The 13,490-nt window shown below is 65.5% G+C and carries 13 protein-coding genes; 7 read left to right on the plus strand and 6 right to left on the minus strand.

What is annotated here, in order from left to right:
• Positions 1 to 123: 123 nt before the first annotated feature.
• The 3 genes from ACIGGF_RS17215 to ACIGGF_RS17225 all read right to left on the minus strand — a co-directional run bounded on the left by ACIGGF_RS17215 (position 124) and on the right by ACIGGF_RS17225 (position 3,901).
• Positions 124 to 1,416, minus strand: coding sequence for an alpha/beta hydrolase (locus ACIGGF_RS17215; RefSeq protein WP_397522451.1), 1,293 nt, complete (start codon positions 1,414 to 1,416; stop codon positions 124 to 126).
• Positions 1,417 to 1,552: 136 nt separating this feature from the next.
• The gene (locus ACIGGF_RS17220) at positions 1,553 to 2,416 is read right to left on the minus strand and encodes a hypothetical protein (protein WP_051649567.1); all 864 of its coding nucleotides are present in this window, start codon (positions 2,414 to 2,416) and stop codon (positions 1,553 to 1,555) included.
• 108 nt (positions 2,417 to 2,524) lie between these two features.
• The gene (locus tag ACIGGF_RS17225; protein ID WP_397522452.1) at positions 2,525 to 3,901 is read right to left on the minus strand and encodes an ATP-binding protein; all 1,377 of its coding nucleotides are present in this window, start codon (positions 3,899 to 3,901) and stop codon (positions 2,525 to 2,527) included.
• An 82-nt stretch (positions 3,902 to 3,983) separates the two neighbouring features.
• On the opposite strand from ACIGGF_RS17225, the gene ACIGGF_RS17230 reads away from it, so the two are divergent.
• The 4 genes from ACIGGF_RS17230 (at position 3,984) to ACIGGF_RS17245 (ending at position 7,434) form a co-directional block, all read left to right on the plus strand.
• Positions 3,984 to 4,790: a hypothetical protein gene (locus ACIGGF_RS17230; protein WP_397522453.1), complete on the plus strand. Its 807-nt coding sequence runs from the start codon at positions 3,984 to 3,986 to the stop codon at positions 4,788 to 4,790.
• Positions 4,791 to 5,075: 285 nt separating this feature from the next.
• Complete coding sequence (locus ACIGGF_RS17235) at positions 5,076 to 5,405, plus strand: hypothetical protein (RefSeq protein ID WP_397522454.1); 330 nt, start codon at positions 5,076 to 5,078, stop codon at positions 5,403 to 5,405.
• 298 nt (positions 5,406 to 5,703) lie between these two features.
• Positions 5,704 to 6,051: a hypothetical protein gene (locus ACIGGF_RS17240; protein ID WP_397522455.1), complete on the plus strand. Its 348-nt coding sequence runs from the start codon at positions 5,704 to 5,706 to the stop codon at positions 6,049 to 6,051.
• A gap of 162 nt (positions 6,052 to 6,213) precedes the next feature.
• The gene (locus ACIGGF_RS17245; protein WP_397522456.1) at positions 6,214 to 7,434 is read left to right on the plus strand and encodes a phosphodiester glycosidase family protein; all 1,221 of its coding nucleotides are present in this window, start codon (positions 6,214 to 6,216) and stop codon (positions 7,432 to 7,434) included.
• A 108-nt stretch (positions 7,435 to 7,542) separates the two neighbouring features.
• On the opposite strand, the gene ACIGGF_RS17250 is transcribed toward ACIGGF_RS17245, so the two are convergent.
• On the minus strand, positions 7,543 to 8,223 hold the full coding sequence (locus ACIGGF_RS17250) for a response regulator transcription factor (RefSeq protein WP_030537361.1): 681 nt from the start codon (positions 8,221 to 8,223) through the stop codon (positions 7,543 to 7,545).
• Positions 8,224 to 8,327: 104 nt separating this feature from the next.
• Here ACIGGF_RS17250 and ACIGGF_RS17255 point away from each other — a divergent pair, with 104 nt between their 5' ends.
• From ACIGGF_RS17255 to ACIGGF_RS17265, 3 genes are all read left to right on the plus strand, one after another.
• Complete coding sequence (locus ACIGGF_RS17255) at positions 8,328 to 9,149, plus strand: phosphatase PAP2 family protein (RefSeq protein WP_397522457.1); 822 nt, start codon at positions 8,328 to 8,330, stop codon at positions 9,147 to 9,149.
• The gene (locus ACIGGF_RS17260) at positions 9,146 to 9,811 is read left to right on the plus strand and encodes a DedA family protein (RefSeq protein ID WP_397522458.1); all 666 of its coding nucleotides are present in this window, start codon (positions 9,146 to 9,148) and stop codon (positions 9,809 to 9,811) included. Before ACIGGF_RS17255 ends, ACIGGF_RS17260 begins: the two co-directional genes overlap by 4 nt.
• 234 nt (positions 9,812 to 10,045) lie before the next feature.
• Complete coding sequence (locus tag ACIGGF_RS17265) at positions 10,046 to 11,071, plus strand: hypothetical protein (RefSeq protein ID WP_397522459.1); 1,026 nt, start codon at positions 10,046 to 10,048, stop codon at positions 11,069 to 11,071.
• A gap of 78 nt (positions 11,072 to 11,149) precedes the next feature.
• On the opposite strand, the gene ACIGGF_RS17270 is transcribed toward ACIGGF_RS17265, so the two are convergent.
• Both ACIGGF_RS17270 and ACIGGF_RS17275 read right to left on the minus strand, forming a co-directional pair.
• Positions 11,150 to 12,199 (minus strand): recombinase, encoded by a 1,050-nt coding sequence (locus ACIGGF_RS17270; RefSeq protein ID WP_397522460.1) that lies wholly within the window; start codon positions 12,197 to 12,199, stop codon positions 11,150 to 11,152.
• The gene (locus ACIGGF_RS17275) at positions 12,196 to 13,362 is read right to left on the minus strand and encodes a site-specific integrase (RefSeq protein ID WP_397522461.1); all 1,167 of its coding nucleotides are present in this window, start codon (positions 13,360 to 13,362) and stop codon (positions 12,196 to 12,198) included. Before ACIGGF_RS17275 ends, ACIGGF_RS17270 begins: the two co-directional genes overlap by 4 nt.
• Between the last annotated feature and the right edge of the window lie 128 nt (positions 13,363 to 13,490).

A 13,490-nucleotide genomic window follows, 5' to 3' on the forward strand; every position in this document is an offset into this window, starting at 1 on the left:
CGCGGTTCCGATCGCATCGCGAGCCGACAGCTCGCCCGGGTCCTACAAGATCTCCGAATCTTTTCGCCGCCCTGTGGTACTCGCCGCCCGTCGAGTCCATCCGGTCCAGGGGCCAGCGCCGGGTCATGGCGTCAATCCCAACCGGGTTCCCAGCCACGGCAACGACTGCGAGAGCCCCGGTCCCCACACGCTCCAGCTGTGTCCTCCCGGGAGTTCGAGGTAGCGCACGTCCACCCCGGCAGCGGTGGTCGCGGCCAGTACTCGTTGTGCCTGCGGGCCGTACGTCCGGTCCGTGCTACCGGCGACGATGGTTCCGGCGGTGTCGGGCAATCGTGTGCGCGCGAGGACGTCGAGGGGGTTCACCGCGGCGAAGGCGACGGGGTCACCGCCGAAGAACTGGTCCACCGTCTGTCGACGGGTTCCCACTGTCGGTTCGTCCTGCCCGGAAATATCGAGGAACGTGGGATACACGGCCGGGGCGTTGACGGCGAGCTGCAGTGCGCACGTTCCTCCGGCCGACATACCGCCCACAGCCCAGTGGCGAGGGTCGGGATCGATCTGGAGTGTGGAGCGGATCCAGGCGGGGACGTCCACGGACAGGTAGGTGAAGGCGTGACCGGCAGGAGAGTCCACGCAGAGGGTCTGAGCGAGCCTGCTGCCGAGTGGATCGGCCACCACGACGACGGGGGCGAGACCGGCGTTCGCGGCGGCGTAGGAGTCCAGTACGGCATCCAATCTGCCGCCGTCGAACCAGTCTCGCGGTGTTCCCGGTTGCCCGGGGACCAGGACCAGCACCGGTAGCTGCGCGCGCGGAACACTGAGATACGCCGGTGGCAGGTAGATCCACGCTTCCCGAGCTCGGAATCCCGACACCAGCCCCGGGATGCTCGCCGTGGACACGATCCCTGTGCTGGGCATCGACGTCGGCGGTGACCAATTGCGGCTCAGTGGCACTCCGGGTTGCGCGTTCGTCAGCGTCGGTGTCGTTCCTGGTACCCGGGAGAAATCCACTTGCGAGGCCAGGTTCAGCCCGAGGGCGGTCCGCACGGTCGGGTATGCACCGAAGTGGTTGTTCACCTGTGCAGCGCCGCTGATCACCACACAGGCCACAGCAACCAGTGACAGCACCTTCATCCGCACCCGCGCTGGACGCAGCAACGCCATCGCCAACGCCGCTGCACCGAGCCCGGTCCAGAGCACCGCAACCACCGGAAGAGGATCGGGGAACGGTCGCCAGAGAACGTCGACCGACACCATCAGGATCGCTGACACTCCCGCCCCGATGAGCAACGCTGCCGGTAATCGGCGACACCACCAGCGGCGCCCCCGGCCGAGCGCGAGCACCAGCAATGCCACCACTCCGAGCCCGAGCAGGGCGGCGCGCACCGGGCCGTAGAGGACAGGTATGTCGATCATCGACATGACGTCCTTTCACAGGTGACTCCGAGGCCGCCTTGTCCGGTCCCATGCTGTCCCAGCACCGGCCTGCCCGCACGGAGAACGCCCGTATAGGGGGTTGGGTAAGAGGATCGGCGCAAGGAACGTGCGGCCCTCACGCAGGGTCGGGCAGGAGCTCGCCGTTGGCTTTCTGCGGTTCCCCGGTCCGTCGGTGGGTCGGGGCGGGGAGAGTATCGACAGGGCCGTTGCGGACACGGATCGCCTCGGCGACGACGAAGCCGACGAGCACGGTCAGCACTACAGCGGAGGTCCATTGAGTTCCCCATCCCAATCCGCCGTGGTCGGTGGGCTTGCTCAGGAAGTCGCCGCCGGTAGCGCCGAGGGGGCGGGTGAGAACGAACGCGATCCAGAACAGGGCGATGCCATTGACGGAGGTCAGGTAATGGGCTGCGAGTAGCGCGATCATGACCGCGAGCAGGATCAGTGCGCTGGTGCGGAACCCCAATCCGAGACTGTCGGCGAGGAAGTCGCCACTCGAGGTACCGAGGCTGTTGGAGAACAAGATCGCGATCCAGTACAGAGTTTCGCCGCGTGCGGTGGCGATGTTCTCCACGTCGAGGGTCTGTCCGCTGCGCCACCACAGTAGGAACACCACCACCAGACCTGTGGTGAGCAGGACCGCTCCGCCGGTGTAGCCCAGTCCGCCTGTGCGGTTGAGAAGATCCGACAACGTCGTGCCCGCGGTGCTGGTCAACGCGATGACCGTCCAGAACAGGGCCGGGTGGTAGCGCCGGGCTCGTAGCTGGAAGATCACCGCGATCAGGAACAGTGCCGCGAAGACGACGGTAGCGACGAGGTACCCCACGTGCAGGGTCTGAGCGAGCAGATCCCCGCCGGTCTCGCCGAGGGTGGTGGCGAGTATTTTCACCACCCAGAACGATGCCGTGATGTGGGGAAGTTTGCGCGCGACCCGCAGCGCGGATCGGCCTGTCGTGGGCGGGTCGTCCGAAGCGGTCATCGAGAGTCCTTGTCCAGTCGCAGAAAATGCCCACCCGTGCGGGCCACCGCCGGCGCGGCAGATCAGAGACTGACATCTGCTTGTTGAAGAACCGCTGAGAACGCGCGCTCAGCGGTTCAGCGGAAGGCGGATCTCGAACCGGGCACCGCCGGCCGGCGACTGCGACACCGCCACCGTCCCTCCGTGCGCGGCGACAGTGCCTGCGACGATGGACAGTCCCAGCCCTGTGCCGCCTTCATCACGTGTTCGTGAGGAGTCCAGGCGCACGAAACGGTCGAACACTTTCGCGCGCTCGGACTGCGGTATCCCCGGCCCGTCGTCGTCGATCCGGATGATGGCGTGTCCTGCCGATTCGGCGCAGGACACAATGATGCGGGTCCGGGCGTGGCGGACGGCGTTGTCGGCGAGGTTGCGCACCACCCTGCCCAGCGCGCTGGGGTCACCGGTCACCCGAACGGGCACGATCGACGACTCCACCAGTACCTCGGACACGGCCTCGATACGTTTGCCCTCCTCGTACAGCAGGTCGTCGAGATCGACATCTACCGCCGCGACGGGCAGACCGGTCTCGTCCGACCGTGCCAGAAGCAGCAGATCCTCGATCAGTCGACGCATTCGGCGCGCTTCCGGAAGCAAGGACTCGTCGATCATCGCCTCATCGAGAAGGTCGGGCCGCGACGATGCGAGTTCGAGAGCTGCGGTGATCGTGGACAACGGACTTCGTAGTTCGTGTGATGCGTCGCTGACGAATCGTTGCTGCGCTCGTTGTCCGACCTGCAAGCGTTCGAGCATCGCGTTCATCGTCTGTGCCAGGCGGGCGATCTCGTCGCGGGTTTCGGGTACGGGAATACGTTCGTCGAGTTGGCGACTGGAAATCGACGCCACCCTGGACCTGATCCGTTCGACCGGGCTCAATGCCGCACCGACGAGGCGGTACGTCGCGAACGCGACCAGGGCAATCACGATGGGACCGACGACGGTGAGCAGGATCGCCACTGTGGACACGACGTTTTCCACCGGTTCACGGTCGGCCCCGACCACCACCGTCACCGGCCCGGAGGGCGATGTCGCTCCCTGTGCGGTAACCCAGAAGTCGCCGACCTCACCGTAGGACACTCGGCCCAGATCACGGGTCGCGGCCGGGGCAACCTGCTCGGTCGTGACAGGCGCAGCGCCATCACCTCGGGACTGCGCTCGTACCGTCCCCGATCCGTCGATGACCTGAATGATGCCGATCTGCCCGTCCGTGGCCAGCAACGAGTCGTCGATCTGCGCTGCGGTGTCGGATTCGAGCTGTTCGGCGACCTGCAAGCCGCGGGCAGCGGCAGCAGATCGAGCGGAGTTCTCGAGCGAGTTGTACAGGACCCCGAGGAGCGCACCGCCGGCGATGACGAGGCAGACGGCGACAACCACCGTCGATGCCACCGCCGAGCGCACGCGGACGGTCCACGAACGTGGTCGCAACAGATCGAGGGTCGAGTGCATCAGGTCAGTGTCCCGTGTCCCCTCGTGAGAAGCATCTGCTCTTCAGCGTCTCTTCAGGAACGATCTGCCAGAGTCCACGACCATGACCACGACCACCACGCGCATGCTGGCCAGCAAAGTCCCCGAAGTGACGCTCTACTTCTGGATCATCAAGATCCTCGGTACCACCGTCGGAGAGACCGCCGCCGATGCACTCAACGTCGATCTCGGGTTCGGCTTGACCGGAACCACCGTCGTCGTCGGTGTAGTGCTGGCCGCAGCCCTGATCTACCAATTCACACTGCGCCGGTACGTACCGTGGGTCTACTGGCTGGTGGTCATCCTGATCAGCATCGCCGGCACGTTGATCACCGACAACCTCACCGACAACTTCGGAGTGCCCCTCGCCATCAGCACCGGATTCTTCGCTGCCGGCCTGATCCTGACCTTCGCCGCGTGGTACATCAGCGAAGGAACACTGTCGATCCACAGCATCAGAACCCGGCGCCGTGAAGGGTTCTACTGGCTGGCGATCCTGTTCACCTTCGCGTTGGGCACCGCCGCGGGCGATCTGGTCGCCGAGCAGCTCGCACTGGGATACCTGACATCGGCATCTGTGTTCGCGGCGATCATCGCGGTGGTCACCGCCGCGCACTACGGGCTACGACTCAATGCCGTCCTCGCGTTCTGGATCGCCTACATTGTCACCCGCCCCCTCGGCGCATCGATCGGTGACTATCTCACGCAAGACAAGACCGTGGGCGGCCTCGGACTGGGACCGAGCGTCGTCACCGCGGTGTTCACCGCCGCCATCGTCGGATCGGTGGCGTATCTGAGCATCTCCCGCGCCGATGTCCTCGACACCGCCACCGACAGCTCCGAGACCACCGACACAGCGCACAGCGCATGACACCGCACGACCGACATCACCGCACTATCAGGACGCCGGGCCACGCGGAGCACCGCGCGATCGTCACGTACACCGCGAGAACCGCGGCAGCATGCCCGACCACGTACCGATAGTCCGGGCACGCCCCCCTGCAAACCGACGGCCCGGCACCGACTGTGCTGGGCCGTCGCACTACCGATATCCGCCGGCACACCGACCGCGTACGACCGGGGGCCTGTCGACCGATTCCAGGCACCCGCCGCGGGGCCCCTCGACTCACCGTGGCCGATCTCAAGACGAGGGTCGATGACCGATACGGCCGACCATGAACAAGCACGCGTGTTCATCACCATGTTGCACGCCGAGATCGTCGTGATCTCGACGCGAATCGAACGAGCCGAGACGATGGCCCGGACGGCCTGGGAGGTCGGCCGAACATCCTCTCGCCGTTGGTATGCCGACGATGCGCGTGTCCAACGCACAATTCTCTACGAGCTCCATCGTCAACTCGATTGCCTCCACGCTCGATTCCCGGGTGTACGAGTGCCGGAGGCACCGAGGGCACCGTCGCCGCAGTTACTTCACCCCCGAACGTCGTCGGAGCCTTCACCCACCCACCGCGACCGAACACCGTGACCGAACACCGTGATCAGGGCCGCAGCCGAGAACTGCTGGGCCGTCGATCGATTCGGCGAACCCCCCTCGTCGCGGACCCTGGAGCTCGCCGCCCCACTGCGACCGAACTGCTCGTCCACCTTTCCGGCGCGCGGTCGAGCAACGCCAGAGGTCTCCTACGATGCAGCGTGACTGCGATCAGCCGCGGGGTGTTGAACTCCTTCTCAGCTGTCCACAGGGATCCTTCAGGAGCAGTCGAGCATATTCGGAGTTGTACCGCACGCAATCAGATGTGCATCCGACAACCGAAGGAACCCTCGTGAACATCAAGAACAGGATCGTTGCGGTCGCCGCCGTCGTGCTGGCCGGAGCATCCATCGGCGGTGGCATCGCAGCCGCACAGACCCTCGAACAGCCCACAGCCTCGCACAGCAGCGTCGTCGACACTCCCGAAGCGGGTGACACACCCGACGCACCCGGGGCTGTCGACGTACCCGAGGCCGGCGACACACCCGACGCACCCGGCGCAGCAGACGTACCCGAGGCCGGCGACACACCCGACGCACCCGGGGCTGTCGACAAGCAGGAAGCGGGCGACACCCCCGATGCACCGGGCTCGGTGGACCTGCCCGAGGCCGGTGATATCGCCGACGCCCCCGGACAGTAATTTCGTCGCTTCACCCCCGCAGCGCCCGTAGGCCCTCAGGCCAACGGGCGCTGCCCTTTTGTCTACCAACCCTGTTGCGTACGAATCGTTTTCAGTGTTCCTTCAGCGTCGTCCGCGCATGATCGAGATGTACCGGATCACTTCTGGCAGGAGATACCCCCTATGCTCGCACCGACTCGCTCGACACCGCCGGAAAACATTCCCGGACAACAGATTTCTCCCCGCGAGGTGAAGATCTGGAAGCTTCTCGCGGCGGCAGCGCTGATCGTGCTCACCCTTGCCTCGGTGTCCTACGTGCGGGCACTGATGACCCCGGGCTATGCCAGCTGGAACGACAAGACATCGTCGTGGATCCGCGACCACGGCGGCGCTCCGATGCTCAACGCATACGAGAACTGGCGCTACGCGAGCCCACCGTCGGACACTCCACCCGATCTGTCCGGCTTCACCTCGGCCACAGACATTCCCGGCGGCACCCCGACATCGTTCGCCACTCTCCCCGTTCTTCCGACAGTCACAGGGTCACCGGCTCCGACATGGACACCCGGGCGCGCGGGAGCCGATGGAGCACCCGTCGCCTACCTCTCGCACTACCAGCCGGACCCGGCCCATCGCAGCGCGGTCGCCGGAGTCGCGATCGTCTCCGGTTCGGCGACGATCGCTCACCTCGTCGACGGCACGAGCCAACCCCGCACCGACGACAACGCCGCCGCGTCGGTACCCGGTTCCGAGGTACCGAATCTGGTGGCTGCGTTCAACTCCGGCTGGAAAATGAAAGATCTGGCAGGAGGCTACTTCTCGAACGGTGCGGCGCGGCAGGACCTGATGAACGGCCAGGCCTCGGCAGTGGTCGACGACTCGGGGCACCTGAGCGTCGTCGACTGGACGAGCGGTGCGGCGGTGGACCCGCACATCGTGGCCGTGCGACAGAATTTACCGCTGATCGTCGACCACGGCTCGATCGCCGAGGGTTTGCACTCGAACGCCGACAGCCGCTGGGGCAGCGCGAAGAATCAACTGCAGTACACCGAGCGGTCTGCGCTGGGGACCACCGCGAACGGCGACCTCGTGTATGTAGCGGCGTCGAGAGTCGACCTTTCCACCCTGGCGCAGGCGCTCGTGGACGCCGGAGCGGTGACCGGGATGGAGCTCGACATTCACACGGGGCTGACCGAGTTCAACTCCTGGACAGTCGATCACACCGGAACGTTGACACCGACGACGATCTTGCCGGGAGTCCAGAACAGGCCCGACCGCTACCTGGCCCCGGATCAACGCGACTTCTTCTATCTCACTCTCACGACACCGACGCCGCATCAGCAGTGGGCCGCCGCGGACACCGCGTCGACGCAGCCGAGCGTGGTCGACGCCGCGGGCATCTAGGGCGCGCCCCAGCGGCCGACACGGCTCCTGTCGGCCGAAAGAAGCCACCGGACAACAGGTGTGCAGTACACGAGCGGCGAGGGTGTCGGTGCCGCAGAACGAGAATGCTCAGTCGGCCGCCGCGACGGTGAGGCGGTATCCGACCCCGCGGATGGTCTCGATGCTCTTGAGCCCGAACGGTTGATCGACCTTCTTGCGGAGATAGCCGATGTAGACCTCGACGATGTTCTCGTCTCCGTCGTAGTTGACGTCCCACACCGACCGCACGATCTCGGACTTGGTCACCACGGTGCCGCTACGTCGCATCAAGAACTCGAGCACGCTGTACTCGCGTGGGGTGAGCGCTAGTTCGGCACCGCCTCGACTGACGCGGTGGCGCGCGGGATCGAGTTCCAGATCGCCGGCAGTGAGCACCGCGGGGCGCTCGGGAGCTCCCCTCCGCATCAGGGCGCGCAGGCGAGCAACGAGCACCACGAAGGAGAACGGCTTGACCAGATAGTCGTCCGCGCCGAGATCGAACGCATCGGCCAGATCGTATTCGCCGTCCTTCGCCGAGAGCATCAGGATCGGTGTCCACACCCCCTGCGCCCGAAGATCTCGCACGATGTCGTAACCGTGTTTGCCCGGCAGCATGATGTCGAGAACGAGCGCATCGAACTCCCCAGTCGCTGCACTGTGGAATCCGTTGTCACCATCGTGTTCGACCTCGACAGTGAACCCATCGGCCACCAGACCGCGGCGCAGCATCTCCGCCAGGCGCACTTCGTCCTCGACCACCAGTACCCGCATCGACAACTCCGTCCGTATAAGTCTGGCAAGTACAACAGACCCATGCCGAGATACCAGACTCGCTCTCAGCGGTTCTTCAGCAGCTCCCCAGCACACTGATCCCCGTGCTCCTTTCCTCATCGATCTCCGCCGTACACGCCACGGCCACCGAAGTGTTCACCGAAGCAGCAACCGCCGACGTCGAGATCGCGGGGCTGGTGATCGCAGTAGGCCTCATCGCAGCCGGGCTCATGCTCCGCATGCGCCGCGACAGGGCCGGAGCGACGGTCTTCGGCGCACTCGGTTACGCCTTCGCCGTTCTGGTGCTCGCCGTCGCAGTACACAGCAACGGCTGGCTGACCGGCGCCGATACCGCAGTCGCTCGATGGTTCGTCGATCATCGCAGTGCGACACTCGACCAACTCGCCGTCGCCGTCACCACGGTCGGTGGCCCCGCGGAGACCGCCGCACTGGGCCTGATCGTCGCAGTGGTTTTGGTGTGGAGGACGAAACGGTACGGCCCGGCACTGGTGCTGCTGGTGACCGTCGCCTCGGCTTCGATCGCGTGCACGCTGTTGAAGCTGATCGTCGGCCGTGAGCGGCCACCCCAGTCGATCCAGATGATGCTCGAAACCGATCCCTCGTTCCCGTCGGGGCACGTCACCGGCACCGCTTCCCTACTGTTGATGCTCGCGCTCATCGCCGGTGCGCGGCGATCGAGACCAGTACGAGCATTGATGCTCGTCATTGCCGTCACGCTGACCGTTGCCGTGGCGTGCACGCGGATGTACCTGGGCGTCCACTGGCTCACCGATGTCGGTGCCGGCGCGCTCCTCGCGGCGGGTGCGGTCACCCTCGGCTCCTATGCGCTGCATCGTCTCGACTCCGCCGGCGATGGCACCGAGTCGACGCCACCCCGACTACTCATGAACAGGATCTCGCTATGACATCGGGACTGACCGGCGGTGTTCTCGACCCGAGCACCCTCGTTGGGACATTCGGATTGATCGGTCTGCTCGTGGCGTTGTTCGTCGAGACCGGTCTGCTGATCGGGTTCTTCCTCCCCGGCGACTCACTGCTCTTCACTGCTGGAGTGCTTGTCGCGCAGGCCGATCCGTTCGTTCCCCTGTGGGTGATCCTGGTGTCCGCACCGATCGCAGCCGCGCTCGGTGACCAATGCGGATACATGATCGGCCGCGCCGCCGGGCCCGCCGTCTTCGACCGACCCGGCGCCAAACGGCTCGGCCCTGCGCAACTCGCGCGCGCGCAATCGTTCTTCGACACCTATGGCGCCCGCACGATCGTTCTCGCCAGATTCGTTCCCGTCGTCCGGACGCTCGCACCTGTGATGGCCGGTGCGTCGGGGATGAAATATCGAACCTTCCTCGTCTACAACATCATCGGAGCCCTCACCTGGGGTGCCGGTGTACCGATGCTCGGCTACCTACTCGGCGGAATCCCGTTCGTGCGCAACCACATCGAGATCATCCTCATCGCGGTAGTCGCACTCTCGATACTCCCCCTCGCCGTCAACTACCTGCGCTCTCGTTTCCGAGGACACGCACCGTTCAACCGGCCCGACCCGGACACGAGCATGTCCCCGCACTGAACAACAGAGCTCTGACAACACCGGCGTCGAGACCACCGGGCGCATCGACGAACCGAGCCGATCCCGCGGCATCGCCGCACCGACGAACCCGAAAACCCCCACGGTGCTCTTTGTCATCGGAGATGCTTGACTCGCTCGCTGGCGATTTGTATCTGTGGTCCCGATACACCGGGAGTTCAGCCGGGTAACGACGCCGTGTCGGGTAGACGAGAGGAGGAACAGATTTCGGTGTCGATGTCCGCGAGCACTCATCGGTGGCGTATCGCTCGGCACCCCCACGCCGGGAGTGGTGTGGACGCCGTCGTCATCATCGCAGCCGGCACCATCCTCCTCACCCGATCAGCTCTTCAGCTGCTGGGGTATCCGCGGGTCGGTAGCGGTCCACTGCACATCGCCCATCTGCTCTGGGGCGGTGTGGCCCTGACTGTCGCCGCGCTGACCGCACTGTCGGTACTCGGCGACCGAACGCGACCGATCACGATCGTGCTCGCCGGGATTGGACTCGGACTGGGCCTCGACGAGATCGGCAAATTCGTCACCACCACCAACGACTACTTCTACAAGCCGGCGGTGGCCATCATGTACGTCCTGCTCATCGCTGTCGTGGTCACCTCCCGCCTGGTCCGTGATCTGGTGCCGCGTCGACCCCACGAAGACCTTGCCGCGGCAGCCTTCATCGCTGCGGACGGGGTCGTCCGCGGACTCGACCATCACCGCCGCGCCCAAGCCCTCGACTATCTCGCGCGCGCGAACGCACACGAACGACGACAGGTCACGCAAATCACCGCACTGCTCGCCAGCTGCACCGAGCGACCGCCGACGCGGTGGCGACGACGATGGTCGACGATCGGGAACTGGCGTGTACTGCGCTACCTCGACCACAGCATCTGGATTCGACTGTCCGCACTGGCCCTGGTGACGTACTCCGCGTTCGGTCTGTCGTCGGTCAGCATCCTCGGCACCGAAACCATCGACGACGTAACGCAATTCGCGCGACTGCTCGATGCAGCAGGGTCAGGGCTTGCGCTCGTTCTCGCACTTCCCGCTCTCGTCTGGCGTACCGACCGCAGGTGGACTCTCGAGGCCGTGCGACTGTCGAGTATCACCACGCTGATATTGATTCAGATCGTCGAATTCGCGCAGTCCCAATTCTCCGCACTCGCGGATCTGCTGGTCGGACTGGTCACGTTGTCCTTGATCTCCAGGGCGATCGCGGTGCGCGCGCGTCGCCGGAACGACGTCGTCCGTCCTACGACCTGACGGAGTCGACGCTTCAAACCCATGCGCTGCGAACATGCCCGGGCATTGGACGTGCGGCCAGCTCCCTGATCGATGACATCAGCCGTCGTCGCCCTCCGGTTCGTTGTGTTTGTCGAGAATGTCGACGAGCGAGTGCAAGAGTTCGTCGACGCGGTCGTTGATGTCGTCGAATCGATCGTCGAGATCGGCAAGGCGGATGTGAGCGTTGCGGCGGGCTTGAATTCCATGCTCGTAGTAGGCATTGTCCAGAACGACGCTCGAGTGACGTGGTTCCTCGTCGTAGAGAACGTCACCGTCTGTGTCGTTCTCCGTCCACAGGACTCGCGGACGATGCGCGGCCGGACGGCCTGTCAGGTGCGCGCGCGTCACTGCGGACAGCGACTGCGCGGTGAGCGGTTCCGGCATCCAGGGCGTGTAGCCCCAACGGTCGATGCGGACCACAAGTGGCTCACCCGCCTGCTGCGCTGTCACCACCGAAAACGCAGACGTCGGCGGTGAGCGATCGGGGTCGAGAAATTCGCGGAGCACCGAGATACTCGCGAAGCGATCGAGCATCGACTGAATCTGCGCCCAGCGCCGATACACCGTCACCGGACCGGACTCACCGCGGCTGCCGAGCATGTTCGGGGTGACCCGGTACAGGCCTGAAACAACCAGGTCCAGCCCCGCGACCTCGACGTCGCCTCGGCGCAGCACACTGATCTCACGGTAGGTCAGACCGGCGGACACCAAGGTCAGTATCAGTGCATCACGCCGACCGAACAGCCCGTATGGCCATCCAGTCGACGGAATGCTGTCGATGATCGATGCAGCGCTGCCACGGATCTCGGCAAGACGTTCCCGGCGATGCTCCGCGAGAGCGAGTCGAATGGAAACCGAGCGGCCGGGTTCGGTCATTCCGCGAGCGCGGTGAGCGGCGTTGACAGCGGCGACTCGGCGTCGCTGCGTGGCGACGCTGGCGGGATGGTCGGCGAGAAACTCTGCCAGTGTGGATGGTGCAGCCAGCAGCGACGGACGGTCGGTGGCAGCGCACCAGTCACAGAACAGTGCCCATGTGTGTTCTGCGGAGCGGTCGAGGCCCGAGATGCCATGGGGCACCGAGCTGAACGCAATTCCGTTCGGTTTCATAGTCCGAGCTCGGTGACGGCGTTGCCGAGCAGCGGCGCGTTCTCGCGGGCATAGATTTCGACCATCCCAGGGGTCGTGTGGCCGGTCTGGCGCATGATGGCGTGGGCGTCGGCACCGTTCCGGAAGGCTTGGGTGACGAATCCTGCCCGCAACGAATGTCCGCCGAGCTGGGCGACGGTGTCGGGATCGAATCCGGCGCGGGCGGCGCGGCGGCGAATTGCAGCGTGCACCGCAGCCCCGGAGAGGGCGGTGTCGGAGAGGTTGCCGTTCTTGCGGATGGACCGGAACAGCGGCGAGGATTTGTCGGCGGTGGGCAGGGAGCCGCGGCAGACATGGGCTTCGAATGGTGTTGCACGGGAGAGCAGTCGAATGACGGCGATTCTGCCGCCGGTGTCGAACGCGGCGACGATCTGCAACCATCGCACCCACGCGCAGACCGGGCATGACTCGTAGCGGTCGGTGAACGGGAGTGCTTTCACGGTTCCGGTTCCGTCCTGGTCGGTCTTGGACTTCCGAATTCGTACGTGCGCGCCGTCGAGGCGGTCGCGGCGGACATCGCGGCATTCGAGCGCTACGAGTTCGCTGCGACGGAATGCGCCGGTGTATCCCATCAGCAGTAGCGCGGTGTCGCGGCGTTCGAGCACCTCCGACGCCCAGTCCGCTGCGGTGCGTCGGGCGTGGTCGACGATCGTGGTGATGTCAGCGGTGAGGAGCGGGGCACGGGGATTGCGGGGCCGCTCCCCCGCAGACGCATAATCCCGACGAATACCGGCGAGGGTGGCGCGAACGATCTCGTGGCCGCACGGGTTGTTGTGGCCGGCAGCGCGGTGACGGTCGGCGATCGCCGCGATCCACTTGCCGAACGTCGACGGTGCATACGCCCGCGTCCCGTCGACAGTGAGCGTGTCGGCGGCGGCGACGAGGTAGGCCGCCACGGTCGCGGGATGCGCAGGCAACGCGTGGTGCCCGGCGACGGTGCACCAGGTCTCGAAGCGTCGCCACGCCGAATCGTAGGCGCGGCGAGTAGCAGCAGACCGTGCCGATGCCATCGACCGTTCGATTCGCGCGGCGACCTCGCCCGACAGGTCCGGAAACACCGCCGCACCACCCGCCGGGACGACTGCACCCACGTCCGGGACCTCACTGAGCTGCCGTTCTGCCATGGTAGGGACTGTAGCGAGCACCCCCGACAGACTTCTCAGGTCGAATGCACGCTGAGCAGGCGTTTCAGCGGGGACGGTGCGGGAAGGAAAATTCTCGTCGGTCACCGCACAAATAACGTTGGTGACTA

Origin of the sequence: Rhodococcus sp. NPDC078407 (assembly GCF_044542515.1) — a bacterium.
In the GTDB taxonomy this organism is placed as follows: Bacteria; Actinomycetota; Actinomycetes; order Mycobacteriales; family Mycobacteriaceae; genus Rhodococcoides.

Excerpts from the sequence above, each read along its gene's own strand:
- ACIGGF_RS17215 (WP_397522451.1), bottom strand. The coding sequence starts at position 1,416 with ATGATCGACATACCTGTCCTCTACGGCCCGGTGCGCGCCGCCCTGCTC.
- ACIGGF_RS17220 (WP_051649567.1), bottom strand. The coding sequence starts at position 2,416 with ATGACCGCTTCGGACGACCCGCCCACGACAGGCCGATCCGCGCTGCGG.
- ACIGGF_RS17225 (WP_397522452.1), bottom strand. The coding sequence starts at position 3,901 with ATGCACTCGACCCTCGATCTGTTGCGACCACGTTCGTGGACCGTCCGC.
- ACIGGF_RS17230 (WP_397522453.1), top strand. The coding sequence starts at position 3,984 with ATGACCACGACCACCACGCGCATGCTGGCCAGCAAAGTCCCCGAAGTG.
- ACIGGF_RS17235 (WP_397522454.1), top strand. The coding sequence starts at position 5,076 with ATGACCGATACGGCCGACCATGAACAAGCACGCGTGTTCATCACCATG.
- ACIGGF_RS17245 (WP_397522456.1), top strand. The coding sequence starts at position 6,214 with ATGCTCGCACCGACTCGCTCGACACCGCCGGAAAACATTCCCGGACAA.
- ACIGGF_RS17250 (WP_030537361.1), bottom strand. The coding sequence starts at position 8,223 with ATGCGGGTACTGGTGGTCGAGGACGAAGTGCGCCTGGCGGAGATGCTG.
- ACIGGF_RS17260 (WP_397522458.1), top strand. The coding sequence starts at position 9,146 with ATGACATCGGGACTGACCGGCGGTGTTCTCGACCCGAGCACCCTCGTT.
- ACIGGF_RS17265 (WP_397522459.1), top strand. The coding sequence starts at position 10,046 with ATGTCCGCGAGCACTCATCGGTGGCGTATCGCTCGGCACCCCCACGCC.
- ACIGGF_RS17270 (WP_397522460.1), bottom strand. The coding sequence starts at position 12,199 with ATGAAACCGAACGGAATTGCGTTCAGCTCGGTGCCCCATGGCATCTCG.
- ACIGGF_RS17275 (WP_397522461.1), bottom strand. The coding sequence starts at position 13,362 with ATGGCAGAACGGCAGCTCAGTGAGGTCCCGGACGTGGGTGCAGTCGTC.